The sequence below is a fragment of the Devosia riboflavina genome, from assembly GCF_000743575.1.
GTDB classification, from domain to species: Bacteria; Pseudomonadota; Alphaproteobacteria; order Rhizobiales; family Devosiaceae; genus Devosia; species Devosia riboflavina.
This window is the reverse complement of sequence record NZ_JQGC01000004.1, coordinates 84,486-97,899: the sequence shown is the minus strand read 5'-3', so window position 1 is coordinate 97,899 and position 13,414 is coordinate 84,486. Positions and strand designations below refer to the sequence as shown.

Here is a 13,414-nt window from a genome sequence, read left to right as displayed (position 1 = left end):
GTCAGCCTCCCTGTACGATCAGGCGGTGGCGGGCCTTGGCCCAGAGCCAGAGCAGGACACCCAGCAGCACGGCGAACCAGACGAGGCCGATGATAAAGGCGGTCAGCGCCTGGGAGGGATCGAGCTGTCCGATATAGATGGCCGCGGGATAGTAAGAGACCCAGGCGAAGGGCAGGTTGCCGGCGATGGCAGCGAGCCAGCCGGGGAAGAACCAGAGTGGGACGATGCCCCCGGCCAGCAGGGTCATGATGCTGTTGAAGAACCAATCAAGGGAATCGGCGGTCATCAGCCAGAAGGCGGCGAGGCCGAGGATGGTCGTCAGCAGGAACAGCATGCCGAAGGAGAGCGCCCAGAAGGGGAGGAAGGCCAGGCCGTGAAAGAGGCTCGCCGGGGGAACGAGGCCGACGGTGAAGCCTATGATGATGGCGACCGGCACCGTGACGGTAAGCAAGTCGAACAGGAAGTTGCCGGTATGATTGGCCAGCATATAAGCGGGATAGAGCAGGGGTTTGAGCAGGTACACGGCGATGTCGCCTGACTTTACCGCAGTGCCGACATCGCGCAGGAGGCGCGAATAGTCCCAATAGAGCACCGGGCCGGCGAGCAGGGCATAGGTGATCATTTGCGGCAGGGTGACGCCGTCGACGCTATCCGAGGCCACGGTGCTGAAGACCGATGTCCAGATGGCGATGCGGGCGAACATGAAGACCAGCTCGCCGAAGACGCCCGACCAGACCTGATTGCGATAGGCGAGGCGCGACTGGAAGGCCGTGGCGGTGAAGGCGGGATAGGCGGCGAGCTTCATGGCGCGACTCCCGCCTGCACCTTGTTTTTATAGAAAGTGCGGATCACTTCCTCGATGTCGGGCTCTTCGAGTTTGACGTCTTTCAGGTCGTGGCCTGAGCCGAGTTCGGTGAGGACATCGAGGATGGATGTCTGTTCGCTGTCGAGCAGGAAGTGTTTTGCGGCGCCTTCGTCGGTGACGAGGTGTGCGGTCTTGAGCGTGATCGGGCCGGGGTCGGTGCCGAATTCGAGTTTCAGGCGGCGGCGGGAGCCGAGGGCACTGCGCAGGTGTTTCAGTTCGCCATCGAAGAGCAGCTTGCCGTCGTCGACCATGATGAGGCGGGGGCAGATTTCTTCGATGTCGACGAGATCGTGGGTGGTGAGGATGATGGTGGTGCCGCGCTCGCGATTGACCTCGGCGAGGAATTTTCTGACCACGTCCTTGGCGACGACATCGAGGCCGATGGTGGGTTCGTCGAGGAAGAGGATTTTGGGGTCGTGCAGCAGGGCCATGGCGATTTCGGCGCGCATGCGCTGGCCGAGGCTCAATTGGCGCACAGGGCGGTCGATATAGCCTCCCATGTCGAGCATGGTGGTGAGGCGGGTGAGGTTTTCGGCAAAGCGCGGGGTCGGGATGTCGTAGATGTGGCGGTTGAGGTCAAAGCTGTCGCGCACAGGCAGATCCCACCAGAGCTGGCTGCGCTGGCCGAAGACGACGCCGATTTCGGCGGCATTGGTGATGCGATTGGAATGGGGCTCGCGGCCGAGGACGCTCAAGGTGCCGGCGGTGGGAACCAGGATGCCGGTCATCATCTTGATCATGGTCGACTTGCCGGCGCCGTTGGGGCCGAGATAGCCGACGGCTTCGCCGGGCTGGATGGTAAAAGAGATGCCGTTGACCGCGCGAACCTCGGTGTAGTCGCGCGAAAAGAGGCTGCGAATTGCGCCGGCCAGACCGGATTGCCGCTTGGGCTGGCGGAAAGTCTTTTCGACGCCCTGTGCCGAGATGATCGCCATGGTTCTCCCTCCCAGAGGGGGGAAGCTAAACGATTCTTGGGGTGTGGGAAGGGGATAGACAGAAATGGCCCGCGGAGTGCCGCGGGCCGGGGATGCTACATGCGCACCTTGGCGGTGTCGCCCATCTCGGGCTTGGCGCCGGTGGCGGCGGCGACCAGCATTTTGGCGGTGGCGACGAGCATGTTTGGACTGTCCCAGACCTCGCCGTCATCGGGCGTGACGCGGAGGAGGCGGATCTGCGGATCATTGGCGTCGTCCCACCAGGCTTTGTCAAAGCTTTCCCAGAGGTCGGCGATCATGTTGCGGTCGTTGAGCACTTCGGCTTCGCCGGCGATCACTGCATATTTGTGACCGCCATTGTCGGCCCAGGCGAGGGAGACGTGCGGGAACTGCTCGATCTCTGTGAGCTTGTGGCCTTCGAGATCGGTGAGGAAATAGATGGCGTGTTCTTCGCGGCGGACCCTAGCGGACATGGGGCGGCTGCGCTGCTGGTTGCCGTCCCAGGTGGTCAGCATGCAGATGTCGATCTTTTCGGCCAGTTCCCAGATGCGGTCCACGGCTTCGCCGGGCGGCAGGATGTTGTTGTTTTCTTCGGTCATGGTTCGACTCCTTGTGGGGTGGGAGCCGAACGGGTGGGCGCGGGCGGAGGTTGCGCTGTTGTGACCGCGGGGCGATCACATCGGAGCGTTCAACCGGCCATATTGAATTGCTGGAGGTGCAGGATGGTGACCTCGCCGTCCCATACTGGCCAGTGCTTGCGATGAAGATCGACGAAGCGTTCGGTCCAGTTGATGATTTCGGCGTCGGTTTCGAGCTCGTAGACCGCGTAGCCGCCGACCATTTCCTTGGCCTCGGCGAAGGGGCCATCGGTGATCATCTGGCCTTGTTTCGTGGTGACGGTGCCAGCGAGGGCCATGCCGCCGGTTTCGGTCATCTTGGCGCCGGCTTCCATGCCGAGCTGCATGATGGCCTGCATGAGTTCGACGGGCGGGTGTATGGCGGTTTCGGGGTTGAGGGTTTTCACCATGGTGATGAATTTCATCTGATGCTCCGGGGCTGGGGATTGCTAACGCGACGAATGGGGGTGGGGGATTTCGACGAGTCTACAGCACTTTTCTTCCTTCTCCCCTTGCGGGAGAAGGTGCCCGAAGGGTCACCGAATTCGCGTTTGCGAATTCGGCTGGGATGAGGGGTGGCACCGTGTCATTGCCAACTCCTCTGCGGAGGAGAGATACCCCTCACCCTGGATTTTTGCTGAACGCAAAAATCCTGTCCCTCTCCCGCAAGGGGAGAGGGACAGGTCCGGGCTAGGTCTGGTTGAAGTGATCGTAGACGAGCTGGGCCATGGCTTTGGAGATGCTGGGCACTGACTCGAGGTCCATGAGGCTCGCTCTTGCGACGGCCTTGGCGGAACCGAAGTGATTGAGGAGGGCGCGTTTTCTTGTGGGGCCGATGCCTTCGATTTCGTCGAGGGGGTTTTTCACCACGTCCTTTTTGCGCTTGGCGCGGTGGGTGCCGATGGCGAAGCGGTGGGCTTCGTCGCGGAGGCGCTGGACGTAGTAGAGGACCGGGTCGCGGTGGGGGAGCATGAAGGCGTCCTTGCCTTCCATGAAGAATTTTTCGCGGCCGGCATCGCGCTCTTCGCCTTTGGCGATGCCGATGAAGGTCACTTCCTTGGGCAGGTTCAGTTCGGCGATGACGCCGCGCACGGCGCTGAGCTGGCCGGCGCCGCCGTCGATGAAGACGACGTCGGGCCAATCGGGCATGCCGGTCTGTTCGTCTTCGGCGTCGGTCTCGCTTTCGGTGGCGAGGCGGGTGAAGCGGCGGGTCAGGACTTCGCGCATCATGCCAAAATCGTCGCCGGCGGAGATGTCGGATTTGATGTTGAAGGTGCGGTAGTGCTTTTTGGAAAAGCCTTCTTCGCCGGCCACGATCATGGCGCCAACCATATTGGTGCCCGAGATGTGGGAGTTGTCGTAGACCTCGATGCGACGCGGGGTTTCTTCGAGGCCGAAAATTTCGCCGACGCCTTCGAGGAGGGCGCGGTGGGAGGCGCCTTCGGCGAGCTGGCGGCCGAGGGCTTCGCGGGCGTTTTGGAGGGCGTGATTGACGAGGTCGCGCTTTTCGCCGCGCTGAGGGGTTTCGACGCGGACCTTGTAGCCGGCGCGGGTGCGTAGCGCCTCTTCGAGAACTTCGGGCTCGGACATTTCGTGGCTGAGGAGCACGAGGCGCGGTGGGGTGCGGTCTTCGTAGAACTGGCCGATAAAGGCTTCGAGCACTTCAGCGTCGGAGAGGGAGTCGTCGGCCTTGGGGCGGAAGGCGTGGTTGCCCCAATTCTGGAAGGCGCGGAAGAAGAAGACCTGCACGCAGAACTGGCCGCCTTCGTGATGAATGGCGAAGACGTCGGCTTCTTCGACGGATTTTGCCGTGGCGTCGCCCTGCGACTGGATCAGCGCCAGGGCCGAGAGGCGATCGCGGAGGAGAGCGGCGCGCTCGAAATCGAGGTTTTCGGCGGCGCTCGCCATGTCCTTTTGCAGGTGGTCGCGGACCGTTTGCGATTTGCCGGTGAGGAAGAGGCGCGCGTCTTCCACCAGCTCGCCATAGGCTTCAAGGCTGGTTTCGCGGGTGCAGGGGCCGGCGCAGCGCTTGATCTGGTATTGGAGGCACGGCCTTGTTCTTGCGGCGTAAAAGCTGTCGGAACAATTGCGCAGGAGGAACGCCTTTTGGAGGCTCGCAATGGTGCGGCTGACGGCGACGGCGGAGGCGAAGGGGCCGAAATAGTGGCCGGGGCGGCGGCGGGAGCCGCGGTGTTTCGTCAGTTCCGGGGCTTCGTGATCGGTGGCGATCAGGATGTAGGGAAAGCTCTTGTCGTCGCGGAGGAGGACGTTGAAGCGCGGCTTTAGCCGCTTGATGAGATTGGCTTCGAGGAGGAGCGCTTCGGCCTCGGTCTCGGTGCGGACGAATTCCATCGAGACGGTGGCCATGATCATGCGCTGGATGCGCACGGAAAGGCCTTCGGGGCGGGTGTAATTGGTGACGCGCGACTTTAGCGAGCGGGCCTTGCCGACATAAATGACCTCGCCGTTTTCATCGAGCATGCGATAGACGCCCGGTGCCGAGGGCAGGGTGCGGACGAAGTTCTTGATGACTTCAGGGCCGGAGGGCGGGGGAGTGGGCGTGTCGGTCATTTTCGGGGCGTGGGGCCGCGGCGGCTGGGATAGTCGAGATGCTTGCCGCCGTCGAGGGCGAGCATCTGGCCGGTAAAGGACGGCATGGAGAGAATGGCGAGGACGGCCCGGGCGATGGCGTCGGGATCGGCGTGGCGCTTGAGGGGCAGGGTTCTTGTGCTCTGCTCGAAGTCTTCTTCGCTCTGGCCATTGTGCGGCAGGACGGGGCCGGGGCCGATGGCGTTGACGCGAATGGCGGGGGCGAGGGATTGCGCCATGGTCTGGGTTGCGGTCCAGAGCACGGATTTTGAGAGGGTGTAGCTGAAATAGGCGGGGCTGGGCTTGAGAACCCGTTCGTCGATCATGTTGATGATGTTTCCCTCGATGCCGTCGGGGAGCTGGGCGGCAAAATCACGCGAGAGAAATATGGGGGCTTCGGCATGAATCGAAAAGTGCTCGTCCCAGAGGTCTTCGTTCACATCCCGGGCACTGTCGGGATGAAAGACCGAGGCATTGTTGACGAGCACCGTTAGTGGGCCGAAGGATTTTTGTGCCTTGGCGATGAGGCTGGCCCGATCGGCGCGGCTGCCGAGATCGGCCTGGACGGTGGCGGCGCGGTGGCCTGCGGCCCTGAGTTCGTCGGCGAGCGTGCGGGCGCCATTTTCATCCGAACGATAGTGGATGATGACGGCGTGGCCGGCGGCGGCGAGGGCGCGCGCGATGGCAGCGCCGATGCGGGTGCTGGCACCGGTGACGAGGGCTATGCCGGGCTGGTCTGGATAGATTCGGGGCGTTTCGGACATCGGGCGGACAATAGGCCGGATTGGCCGCTTCCTTCAATCGTGGCGTGGGCAGGCGGGCGAAGCGCAAAGGCTTCTTCGGGCTCAGTTATCTCAAATGAAATGACAGAACGCGGCAGTAGCTTTGTGCTTTCCCTGCACCGCGAGGAGAGTTAACGTTTCCATACACGGAAGTTGGAGCTTCCGTGCAAAACGAGGGGACTACCATGGAAGTCTTAGTGCCTTTATTGGTGCAATTGATCGCCGGCGGTGCCGGCGGCAATGTCATCGGACAATTGGCCAAGAACCTCAATCTCGGGACCACCGGCAATTCTATTGTCGGTGCAATCGGGGGCCTTGCCGGCACGTGGTTGGCCGGCATGATTCCCGGCCTCGACTCGCTGGTGGGTGCAGCCGCCGGCACGGGAGGCCTGGATATCGGTGCATTGGCAGGACAGGGCGCGACCGGCCTTGTCGGCGGTGGCGTGCTGACGGCAATCGCCGGCATCATCAAGTCCGCGATGGCCAAGAGCTGAGGCCGAAGACGTTTCGGCTCATCTGGAGCTGAAGATCGACTTGGCTACTTTCCTGCTATAGCGTTCCGGCGCCCCGCGAGGCCCATATTTGCGAGGCGCCACACTTTTCCCTCCGGTGACCATGTCCTCCCCCCTTGAACCACGCGCGGATAATCTGGGCCGCGCGATTGCCCTTACCCTCACCACCATTGCGGTATTCGGCGTTCAGGACGCGGTCGCCAAGCTTCTGGTGCAGGCGCATTCGCCGTTCCAGATCACCATGATGCGCTATTGGGGTTTTGCGGTCTTTGCCCTCATCATCGTGATGCGGCAGGGGCCGCTGCGCGAGGCGTTGCACTCGAAAATGCCGAAGCGGCAAATCCTGCGCGGCGTGTTGCTGATGGTCGATATCTGGTGCTTTGCCATAGCGCTGCAGACGGTGCCGCTGGGGGAATTGCAGGCCATCGTCATCATCTATCCGCTGCTGGTGACGGTTTTTGCGATTCCGATTCTGGGGGAAAAGGTCGGTATCTTCCGTTTTGCGGCGGTGGGGGCGGGGCTTTTGGGCGCCTTGATCATCCTGCGGCCGGGTGGCGTGCCGCTTGAATGGGGCGTGGCCTTTGCCATCGCCTCCGCAGCCTCCTATGCCCTCTACATTGTTCTGACGCGCCAGGTTTCGCGCAGCGACAGCGCGGCGACGAGTCTTGCCTATGGCGCGCTGGTGGGGCTGGTGATGTCGAGTGGGGTCGGCATATTTTTCTGGCAGCCCATGCCGTGGACCGATTTCGCGCTCGTGGTGGTGACCATGCTGACCACCTGCGCCGGGCATGGCCTGATGGTCTATGCGCTGACCATGGCGCCGGCCAGCGTGTTGCAGCCGTTCAACTATTTCTCCCTACCCTGGGCCATCGTGCTCAGCATCGTGGTCTTCGGGCAGTGGATCGATCCGATCTCGCTGGTGGGTGCGGCCGTTATCGTCGCGGCCGGGCTGGTGGTGATGGCGCGGGAGCGACAGAAGCGCATTCCGGTCGTGGCGGCTGCGCCTGTGGGCGAGGAATAGGCGGCACTTGCAGGCCTGTCCCCGAATGGGCATGTGAAGCGCTGGATAGGGAGGTCTCACCATGTGGCTGCAAATCGCCTTGGTCTTGTTGCTGATCGGCGGCGGCTGGACGCTGCTGACGCGCGGAAAGGTGACCAAGGAGCGCGAGGCGCTGACCTTGCGGCGCGTGGACGCCTATATCGAGACGATAAGGCGCGAGCGCCGCAATCCTGAGCTCGTGGCGATGAGCGACAGCGAATTGCGCGATCTGTTGCATGCCGGCGCGCGGAATTTTCGCGTGGCGAGCCAGAAACGCGGCTGGTTTCTGCTTGGCGTGGGCGGAGTAACGTTGTTTTCGGCCATTGCGATTGCCAGCCAGGATGGCTGGCGCGGGTTTGGCATTGCCATGGTCGTTGGCGCCGTGGTGGCCTACGGGCTCAACGAATTTCTCATTCGCAAGGCACGGGCGCCGCTGGAGCGCTATGGTGTCGATGTGGAGCGGCTGACGGTGGAGTGACCGTCAGATTCGCGCTTTGTCGAGCACTTCCACCATGCGGCTGCGCCAATCCTCCCCGGTGGCCTGAAACCTGGCGATGGTTTCGGGGTCAAGCCGCAGGGTGACAGCCTGACGGGCATTATCCAGTTTGGGACGGCCCCTGCCACGCTTCATGGCTTCGGCGAAGCTTATCTGGCCTTTGGCCTGCTCGTCGGCAATTTCGGGATTGTCCGGGTCCGACGCGATCATGCGCTGGATGTCGGCCTCTTCGGCATCGGTCAGCGGGCGGTCGGCGCTGAATTTTTTCGTCATAGTAGATCCCTTTCCTTTCGGCTGGCAGGGCGCATGGAGATAACGGCGAGCGCCTCGGTTCCCAAGGGTTGGAACACCACCGCGATCACGATGCCTTCGAACACGCCGATGGCGAGGAGACGGTCTCCCTTGGCGGGAAAGATTGCGGCGGTTTCAAAGAACTGGACCGTGAGAGAAGCGAAGTCGAGGCCATCGTGCTTGGCGATATTGCTCAGGCGCTTCGGTTCATCAAAGGTGATGTTCACGAAAATATTCGTACACGAAAAATCGCGTGTTGGCAAGAATAACCGTGTACGAAAATGAAAGCGGCCCCGATGAGGGGGCCGCTCGATGATCAGATGCGGACCGGAATTAGCTGCCGGCGCAGAAGTAGCCGTTGGGGCCGTTGAAGCAGAAGCTGGCGCCCGGACGGGTCGGGTAGGGCGTCGGGTAAGGACGCGGCGGCCAGGGCTGCGGGTTCCAGTGGGGCGGACGCGGGGGACGCGGGTTCCAGTGCGGCGGGCGCGGCGGCGGAGCCGGCTCGTACCAGTCGTCATCCCAGCCACCACCGCTCGAGAGGTAGTTGGAAGACACCCAGCCATCGGGACCGCGCTTCTGGATGAAGCACCAGCTACCGCGGCAGTATTGGACGTCGACCTGTTCGCCGCGGCGCAGCGCGTCGACCACGGCATAGCCGGTGCCCGGACCCGAGCGCACATTGACATTGCTGGTCGCGACGGCGGGCGCGGCGGAGGCCGCTGCGGTGGTTGCCAGCACTGCCAGGGTGGCAAGCGCGGAAGTGATCAGCTTGCGATTAAGAGCCATGGGAGTTCTCCTTTCCCTGTCGTTGGCTTGTTTTTGCCTGCGTCCACTAAAGCGTATCGTGGATGAACCCAGACTGAACGAAGCCTTCAGACATCGATTCAGGAAATGCGCGAAACTTCAGTGCGTTGCTTCGGCGCGGCCGGCGCCGTTCAAAACTGCAGGAGATCGGTGAAGCGGCGGAGAATCTGGCCGAAGCGCTTGCGGTGTTTTGGCTTGAGCTCGCCAAGGAGCGCTTCTTCGAGCTGGGCCCAATGATCGGCAAGGCTATTGCGGATGCGAATGCCGCGTTCGGTGAGGGCGACACCCGGAACAAGTTCCGGGCCGACGGCGCGGCGGTCGACGAGGTCGCGATCGATGAGTCTGATAAGGCGGGGTTCGAGGGTTTCGAACGGCAGGCCAAGGGTTTCCGCCAGTTCCTGCTCGGTGGTGCCGGAGCGCCCCAATTCGAAGAGCACGGCGTCGTCGCCCGGTTCGAGCCCGCGTTCCTTGAGCGGCACGAGCAAAGCCTTGTGCGCCAATTGCCCAGCCGCGATCAGTTGATAGAGCGAGGAATTGGGTGAAGGTTTGGCCATGAGCGGGAAAATAGTCCGAACTCCGGTTGCGCGTCGACGGTGGAAACATCCTATCGTTAATCACGCAACGACCAAGACCCGTTATTGTTCACTGATTGCAGATGAGTTATGCGTCGATTGGTGGTGTTCAGCGGTGCAATGCCGTCTGTATGATTCCCGCCAATGGAGGCCAATTTGCAGGATCTTGCCCGCATTCGTGCATTCGTGCAGGTGTTTGATGCGGGCGGATTTTCTTCCGCCGCACGGCTGCATGGCCGCTCCAAGGCGCTGCTCAGCAAATATGTGACCGATCTCGAAGACTATCTCGGGGTGCGGCTGATGAATCGCACGACGCGAAAGCTGAGCCTGACCGAGGCGGGGGAGGCTTATTATCGCGAGGCGTCGTCGCTGTTGCAGCAGCTTGATGATCTCGACGCGACCATAACCGACCAGACGGCAGAGCCGCGCGGCATGCTGCGAGTTTCGGCGCCGCGCAATTTTGGCGAGTCGACGCTGGCGCCGGCGATTTTCGAGTATCTGAAGAAATATCCGAAGGTGACGCTCGATCTCAGGCTTGAGGATCGTTATGTCGATCTCGTCGACGAGGGGATCGACGTGGCGCTGCGGATTTCAACGCTGGCGGACTCTTCGCTGATCGCGCGAAAAATTGCCGATATGCATGTGGTGGTGGGGGCGTCGCCGGAGCTGATCAAGACGATCGGCGCGCCGCAGCATCCCGACGATCTCCGGCATTTGCCCTGCATCATCGACGTCAATTTGCAGGGCCAATCGAACTGGCGCTTCATCGAGAATGACAAGACGATTTCCGTGCCGGTGAACGGGCCGTTGCGGGTGAATTCGCCGCTGGCGGCGCGCAAGGCGGCGGCCATGGGTCTCGGTTTTGTCGTATTGCCGTCCTATCTGGCTGACCCGCTGGTGGCGAGTGGCGAACTCGTGCCGGTGCTGCCCGGCTTTCTGCCGACGGGGCAGACGCTGCAGGCGGTCTATCCGCATCGGCGGCATCTGGCCGGCAAGGTGCGGGCGCTGATCGACCATCTGGTGGACTGGTTCGCAGTGCACCCGATCAACTGACGGGTTTGGGGCGTGGGTTTTTCGCGATTTGGGGCGTGGGCGCTGCGGCTTGCAGGGCTGGTTCTGGTGCTGCTCGGGCTGGCGCAGCCGGCGATGGCGCATCCGCACATTTTCATCGATGCCAAGGTGGCCGTCGTTTTCGACGATGCGGGGCGGATCGCGACGCTGCGCAATAGCTGGACTTTTGACACGGCTTTTTCCGTGTGGATGGTGCAGGGGCTCGATACCAATGGCGATGGGGTCGTCTCGTCAGAGGAAATGCAGGAACTGGCGGACGAGAACATGGTCGGGCTCGCCGACTATGGATTTTACACCGTGGCCGGCGATGGCGTGCATTTCACGCCTGTGGGCGACCAGCGCATGCGCTATGAGGACAACAAGGTCACGCTGGATTTTTCCATCAATGCTGTGGAGCCGGTTGCGCCGGGGGCGCGGTTTGAACTGGGGATCTTCGACGCCGAATATTATGTGGCGATCAGCTTTGCCGATGTCGGGCATGTGACGCTGGAGAATCCGCCGGCGAGCTGTGGGACGGAACTGGTGCCGCCGCGACCGATGGATAAGACGACCGAAGACCGGCTCTATGCACTGGGGCCGGACGTGCTGGAACTACCGCCGGATCTGGCTGCGGCGATGCGCGGCACGCAGGGGATGATCGTCATTTCATGCGGTGAAGCGCCGGTGGCGACGACGGCCTTGCAGGCGACGGAGCATGTGGCGCAAGCCCGACCGGCCGCGCCCTTTGGCGGACCGCCGCCGGAGCGGGGCCTCAACCTGCCGCGCACGGGATTTTTTGGCTGGGTGAGGGACCAGCAGAAGGCTTTTTATGCCGCCATGACCAGCGCGCTCGATCGGATGCGGACGGACTGGACCGCATTTTGGGTGCTGGGCGGGCTGAGCTTCCTCTATGGCGTTTTCCACTCTGCCGGGCCGGGGCATGGCAAGGTGGTCATCTCGTCATATGTGCTCGCCAATGAGCGGCAATTGCGCCAGGGCATTGCGCTCAGTGCGCTGTCGGCGCTGCTGCAATCGCTGGTGGCGATCGGCTTTGTGCTGGTCTTGGCTGGAGTGTTGAAGCTGACCAGCACGGCCCTCGGCGATGCCGCTTATTGGGTGGAAGTCTTGAGCTATGCCATAGTGGTTGCACTAGGGCTTTGGCTGATTGCGCGGAAGGTTTTTGGATGGGGGCATCACCACCACCAGCACCATGAAGAGCCGGTGAAGCGCGATATCTGGCATGATCATGATGGTGATCATGGGCACGGCCATGGGCATGATCACCATCATCACCACGACCATCATCACGATCATGGTCATGATCACGCGCACCATCACGAGCATGACCATGTGCATGAGCATCATACCGAGCACATGCACCATGCGGTTGGCCCGGGGGACCTCAAGGGGAGCTGGCGGGAGAAGCTGGGCGTGGTGCTGGCTGTGGGGTTGCGACCCTGTTCCGGCGCACTAGTGGTTATGGTCTTCGCACTATCGCAGGGCGTACTCCTGGCGGGCGTGGTCTCGGTGCTGCTGATGGGGTTGGGGACGGCGATCACCGTGGCGGTGCTGGCGTCGCTGGCGGTGGGCGCCAAGGGATTGGTGAGCCGACTCGGCGGCGGAGACAGCGCCCTGGCGCAGAGAATCGTCTGGTGGGCCGAGCTTGCCGGGGCGGTCTTCGTGCTGCTGTTCGGCATCCTCCTGTTGATGGCCAGCCTCTAGAGCCGCACCGTCTTGATCCAGCGCAAGCGAAAGCGCGACCCATAGCCGCCTTGCGGCGGGGCGAGAAAGTTCTATGTTGCCGGCAACTCTGGAAGATTTCCAAACTGGCGCCCCCATGTCCGATCATCTGCCCCCTAGTCATCCGTCCGTTGTTGCGCCCAAGATTGGCGTGGTGCTGCTCAATCTCGGAACGCCCGACGCCACGGACTTTTGGAGCGTTCGGCGCTACCTCAAGGAATTTCTCTCTGACCCGCGGGTGATCGAGACGCCGAAGTGGCTTTGGTGGCCGATTCTCAACCTGGTCATCCTGAATTTTCGGCCGCAAAAGGCTGGGCATGCCTATGCCCAGATATGGGACAAGGAGCGCAACGAGAGCCCGCTTCGCGTCATCACGCGGGGGCAGGCCGAGGCGCTGGCGGAACGCATGAGCGGCGATGGCGTGATGGTTGAATATGCCATGCGCTATGGCAATCCATCGACGCAGAGCGTGCTTGAGAAGATGCAGAAGGCGGGCTGCCAAAAAATACTCCTCGTGCCGCTCTACCCGCAGTATTCTGCTACGACGACGGCTACTGCGAACGACAAGGCGTTTGATGCGCTAAAAGCCATGCGCTGGCAGCCGGCGGTGCGGACGACGCCCGCTTACTTCGAGGATGCGAAGTATATCGAGACGCTGGGTAATTCGATCCGCGACGGTGTGGCGGCGCTTGATTTCGAGCCGGACCTGGTGATCACCAGCTATCACGGCATGCCGGTGGAATATCTGCAGAAGGGCGATCCGTATCACTGCCAGTGCCACAAGACGACGCGGCTGGTGCGTGAATATCTTGGCTGGCCCAAGGAGAAGCTGATGGTGACTTTCCAGAGCCGGTTCGGGCCGACGGAATGGCTGCAGCCCTATACCGACAAGACGCTGGAAGAACTGCCGGGGAGGGGCATCAAGAAGGTCGCGATTCTGGCGCCGGCCTTTTCGGCTGACTGTATCGAAACGCTGGAAGAAATCGCCATGGGCGGCAAGGAGACTTTCCTCCATGCTGGGGGCGAGAAATACGCCTATATCCCCTGCCTCAATGACAGCCCCGCGGGCATGGAGATGATTGAGGATATGGTGCGGCGCGAGCTTAAGGGCTGGCTGTAGCC

General features: G+C 62.2%; 16 protein-coding genes. 6 read left to right on the top strand and 10 right to left on the bottom strand.

The features are described 5' to 3' along the window. Position 1 precedes the first annotated feature (1 nt). The 6 genes from JP75_RS05830 to JP75_RS05805 all read right to left on the bottom strand — a co-directional run bounded on the left by JP75_RS05830 (position 2) and on the right by JP75_RS05805 (position 5,770). On the bottom strand, positions 2-805 hold the full coding sequence (locus tag JP75_RS05830) for an ABC transporter permease (RefSeq protein WP_035080464.1): 804 nt from the start codon (positions 803-805) through the stop codon (positions 2-4). Then, on the bottom strand, positions 802-1,800 hold the full coding sequence (locus JP75_RS05825; RefSeq protein ID WP_035080462.1) for an ABC transporter ATP-binding protein: 999 nt from the start codon (positions 1,798-1,800) through the stop codon (positions 802-804). The genes JP75_RS05830 and JP75_RS05825 overlap by 4 nt, the downstream gene beginning before the upstream one ends. Positions 1,801-1,895: 95 nt before the next feature. After that, positions 1,896-2,399: a pyridoxamine 5'-phosphate oxidase family protein gene (locus JP75_RS05820; protein WP_051960409.1), complete on the bottom strand. Its 504-nt coding sequence runs from the start codon at positions 2,397-2,399 to the stop codon at positions 1,896-1,898. Positions 2,400-2,488: 89 nt separating this feature from the next. Beyond that, positions 2,489-2,842, bottom strand: coding sequence for a YciI family protein (locus JP75_RS05815; protein WP_035080460.1), 354 nt, complete (start codon positions 2,840-2,842; stop codon positions 2,489-2,491). A gap of 265 nt (positions 2,843-3,107) precedes the next feature. After that, the gene (gene uvrC / locus JP75_RS05810; RefSeq protein WP_035080458.1) at positions 3,108-4,988 is read right to left on the bottom strand and encodes an excinuclease ABC subunit UvrC; all 1,881 of its coding nucleotides are present in this window, start codon (positions 4,986-4,988) and stop codon (positions 3,108-3,110) included. Continuing rightward, positions 4,985-5,770, bottom strand: a complete 786-nt coding sequence (locus JP75_RS05805; protein ID WP_051960408.1) for an SDR family oxidoreductase — start codon at positions 5,768-5,770, stop codon at positions 4,985-4,987. Before JP75_RS05805 ends, uvrC begins: the two co-directional genes overlap by 4 nt. Positions 5,771-5,973: 203 nt before the next feature. On the opposite strand from JP75_RS05805, the gene JP75_RS05800 reads away from it, so the two are divergent. The 3 genes from JP75_RS05800 (at position 5,974) to JP75_RS05790 (ending at position 7,817) form a co-directional block, all read left to right on the top strand. Then, a complete protein-coding gene (locus JP75_RS05800) occupies positions 5,974-6,282 on the top strand; it encodes a hypothetical protein (protein WP_035080456.1) in 309 nt (102 codons plus the stop codon). A 121-nt stretch (positions 6,283-6,403) separates the two neighbouring features. Further along, positions 6,404-7,321 carry a DMT family transporter gene (locus JP75_RS05795; RefSeq protein ID WP_051960407.1) on the top strand — a complete coding sequence of 306 codons (918 nt, stop codon included), beginning with the start codon at positions 6,404-6,406 and terminating at the stop codon, positions 7,319-7,321. A gap of 61 nt (positions 7,322-7,382) precedes the next feature. Then, complete coding sequence (locus JP75_RS05790) at positions 7,383-7,817, top strand: hypothetical protein (RefSeq protein WP_035080454.1); 435 nt, start codon at positions 7,383-7,385, stop codon at positions 7,815-7,817. Positions 7,818-7,820: 3 nt separating this feature from the next. On the opposite strand, the gene JP75_RS05785 is transcribed toward JP75_RS05790, so the two are convergent. The 4 genes from JP75_RS05785 to JP75_RS05770 form a co-directional block, all read right to left on the bottom strand. Beyond that, positions 7,821-8,108 (bottom strand): BrnA antitoxin family protein, encoded by a 288-nt coding sequence (locus tag JP75_RS05785; protein ID WP_035080452.1) that lies wholly within the window; start codon positions 8,106-8,108, stop codon positions 7,821-7,823. Then, entirely contained in the window at positions 8,105-8,353 is a 249-nt protein-coding gene (locus JP75_RS05780) for a BrnT family toxin (RefSeq protein WP_035080450.1), read from the bottom strand. Before JP75_RS05780 ends, JP75_RS05785 begins: the two co-directional genes overlap by 4 nt. A 106-nt stretch (positions 8,354-8,459) precedes the next feature. Continuing rightward, positions 8,460-8,912 (bottom strand): SH3 domain-containing protein, encoded by a 453-nt coding sequence (locus JP75_RS25140; protein ID WP_051960406.1) that lies wholly within the window; start codon positions 8,910-8,912, stop codon positions 8,460-8,462. A 149-nt stretch (positions 8,913-9,061) separates the two neighbouring features. Further along, the gene (locus JP75_RS05770) at positions 9,062-9,484 is read right to left on the bottom strand and encodes a MarR family winged helix-turn-helix transcriptional regulator (RefSeq protein WP_035080448.1); all 423 of its coding nucleotides are present in this window, start codon (positions 9,482-9,484) and stop codon (positions 9,062-9,064) included. 174 nt (positions 9,485-9,658) lie between these two features. Here JP75_RS05770 and JP75_RS05765 point away from each other — a divergent pair, with 174 nt between their 5' ends. The 3 genes from JP75_RS05765 to hemH all read left to right on the top strand — a co-directional run bounded on the left by JP75_RS05765 (position 9,659) and on the right by hemH (position 13,412). Then, positions 9,659-10,555, top strand: coding sequence for a LysR family transcriptional regulator (locus tag JP75_RS05765; protein ID WP_201772905.1), 897 nt, complete (start codon positions 9,659-9,661; stop codon positions 10,553-10,555). 12 nt (positions 10,556-10,567) lie between these two features. Beyond that, entirely contained in the window at positions 10,568-12,274 is a 1,707-nt protein-coding gene (locus JP75_RS25765) for a HoxN/HupN/NixA family nickel/cobalt transporter (RefSeq protein WP_084587505.1), read from the top strand. A 115-nt stretch (positions 12,275-12,389) separates the two neighbouring features. After that, positions 12,390-13,412: a ferrochelatase gene (hemH, locus tag JP75_RS05755; RefSeq protein ID WP_035080652.1), complete on the top strand. Its 1,023-nt coding sequence runs from the start codon at positions 12,390-12,392 to the stop codon at positions 13,410-13,412. Positions 13,413-13,414: the final 2 nt, after the last annotated feature.

What these genes read in the sequence shown, in the direction of transcription:
- JP75_RS05830 (WP_035080464.1), bottom strand. Translation starts at nt 805, where the DNA reads ATGAAGCTCGCCGCCTATCCCGCCTTCACCGCCACGGCCTTCCAGTCG.
- JP75_RS05825 (WP_035080462.1), bottom strand. Translation starts at nt 1,800, where the DNA reads ATGGCGATCATCTCGGCACAGGGCGTCGAAAAGACTTTCCGCCAGCCC.
- JP75_RS05820 (WP_051960409.1), bottom strand. Translation starts at nt 2,399, where the DNA reads ATGACCGAAGAAAACAACAACATCCTGCCGCCCGGCGAAGCCGTGGAC.
- JP75_RS05815 (WP_035080460.1), bottom strand. Translation starts at nt 2,842, where the DNA reads ATGAAATTCATCACCATGGTGAAAACCCTCAACCCCGAAACCGCCATA.
- uvrC (WP_035080458.1), bottom strand. Translation starts at nt 4,988, where the DNA reads ATGACCGACACGCCCACTCCCCCGCCCTCCGGCCCTGAAGTCATCAAG.
- JP75_RS05805 (WP_051960408.1), bottom strand. Translation starts at nt 5,770, where the DNA reads ATGTCCGAAACGCCCCGAATCTATCCAGACCAGCCCGGCATAGCCCTC.
- JP75_RS05800 (WP_035080456.1), top strand. Translation starts at nt 5,974, where the DNA reads ATGGAAGTCTTAGTGCCTTTATTGGTGCAATTGATCGCCGGCGGTGCC.
- JP75_RS05795 (WP_051960407.1), top strand. Translation starts at nt 6,404, where the DNA reads ATGTCCTCCCCCCTTGAACCACGCGCGGATAATCTGGGCCGCGCGATT.
- JP75_RS05790 (WP_035080454.1), top strand. Translation starts at nt 7,383, where the DNA reads ATGTGGCTGCAAATCGCCTTGGTCTTGTTGCTGATCGGCGGCGGCTGG.
- JP75_RS05785 (WP_035080452.1), bottom strand. Translation starts at nt 8,108, where the DNA reads ATGACGAAAAAATTCAGCGCCGACCGCCCGCTGACCGATGCCGAAGAG.
- JP75_RS25140 (WP_051960406.1), bottom strand. Translation starts at nt 8,912, where the DNA reads ATGGCTCTTAATCGCAAGCTGATCACTTCCGCGCTTGCCACCCTGGCA.
- JP75_RS05770 (WP_035080448.1), bottom strand. Translation starts at nt 9,484, where the DNA reads ATGGCCAAACCTTCACCCAATTCCTCGCTCTATCAACTGATCGCGGCT.
- hemH (WP_035080652.1), top strand. Translation starts at nt 12,390, where the DNA reads ATGTCCGATCATCTGCCCCCTAGTCATCCGTCCGTTGTTGCGCCCAAG.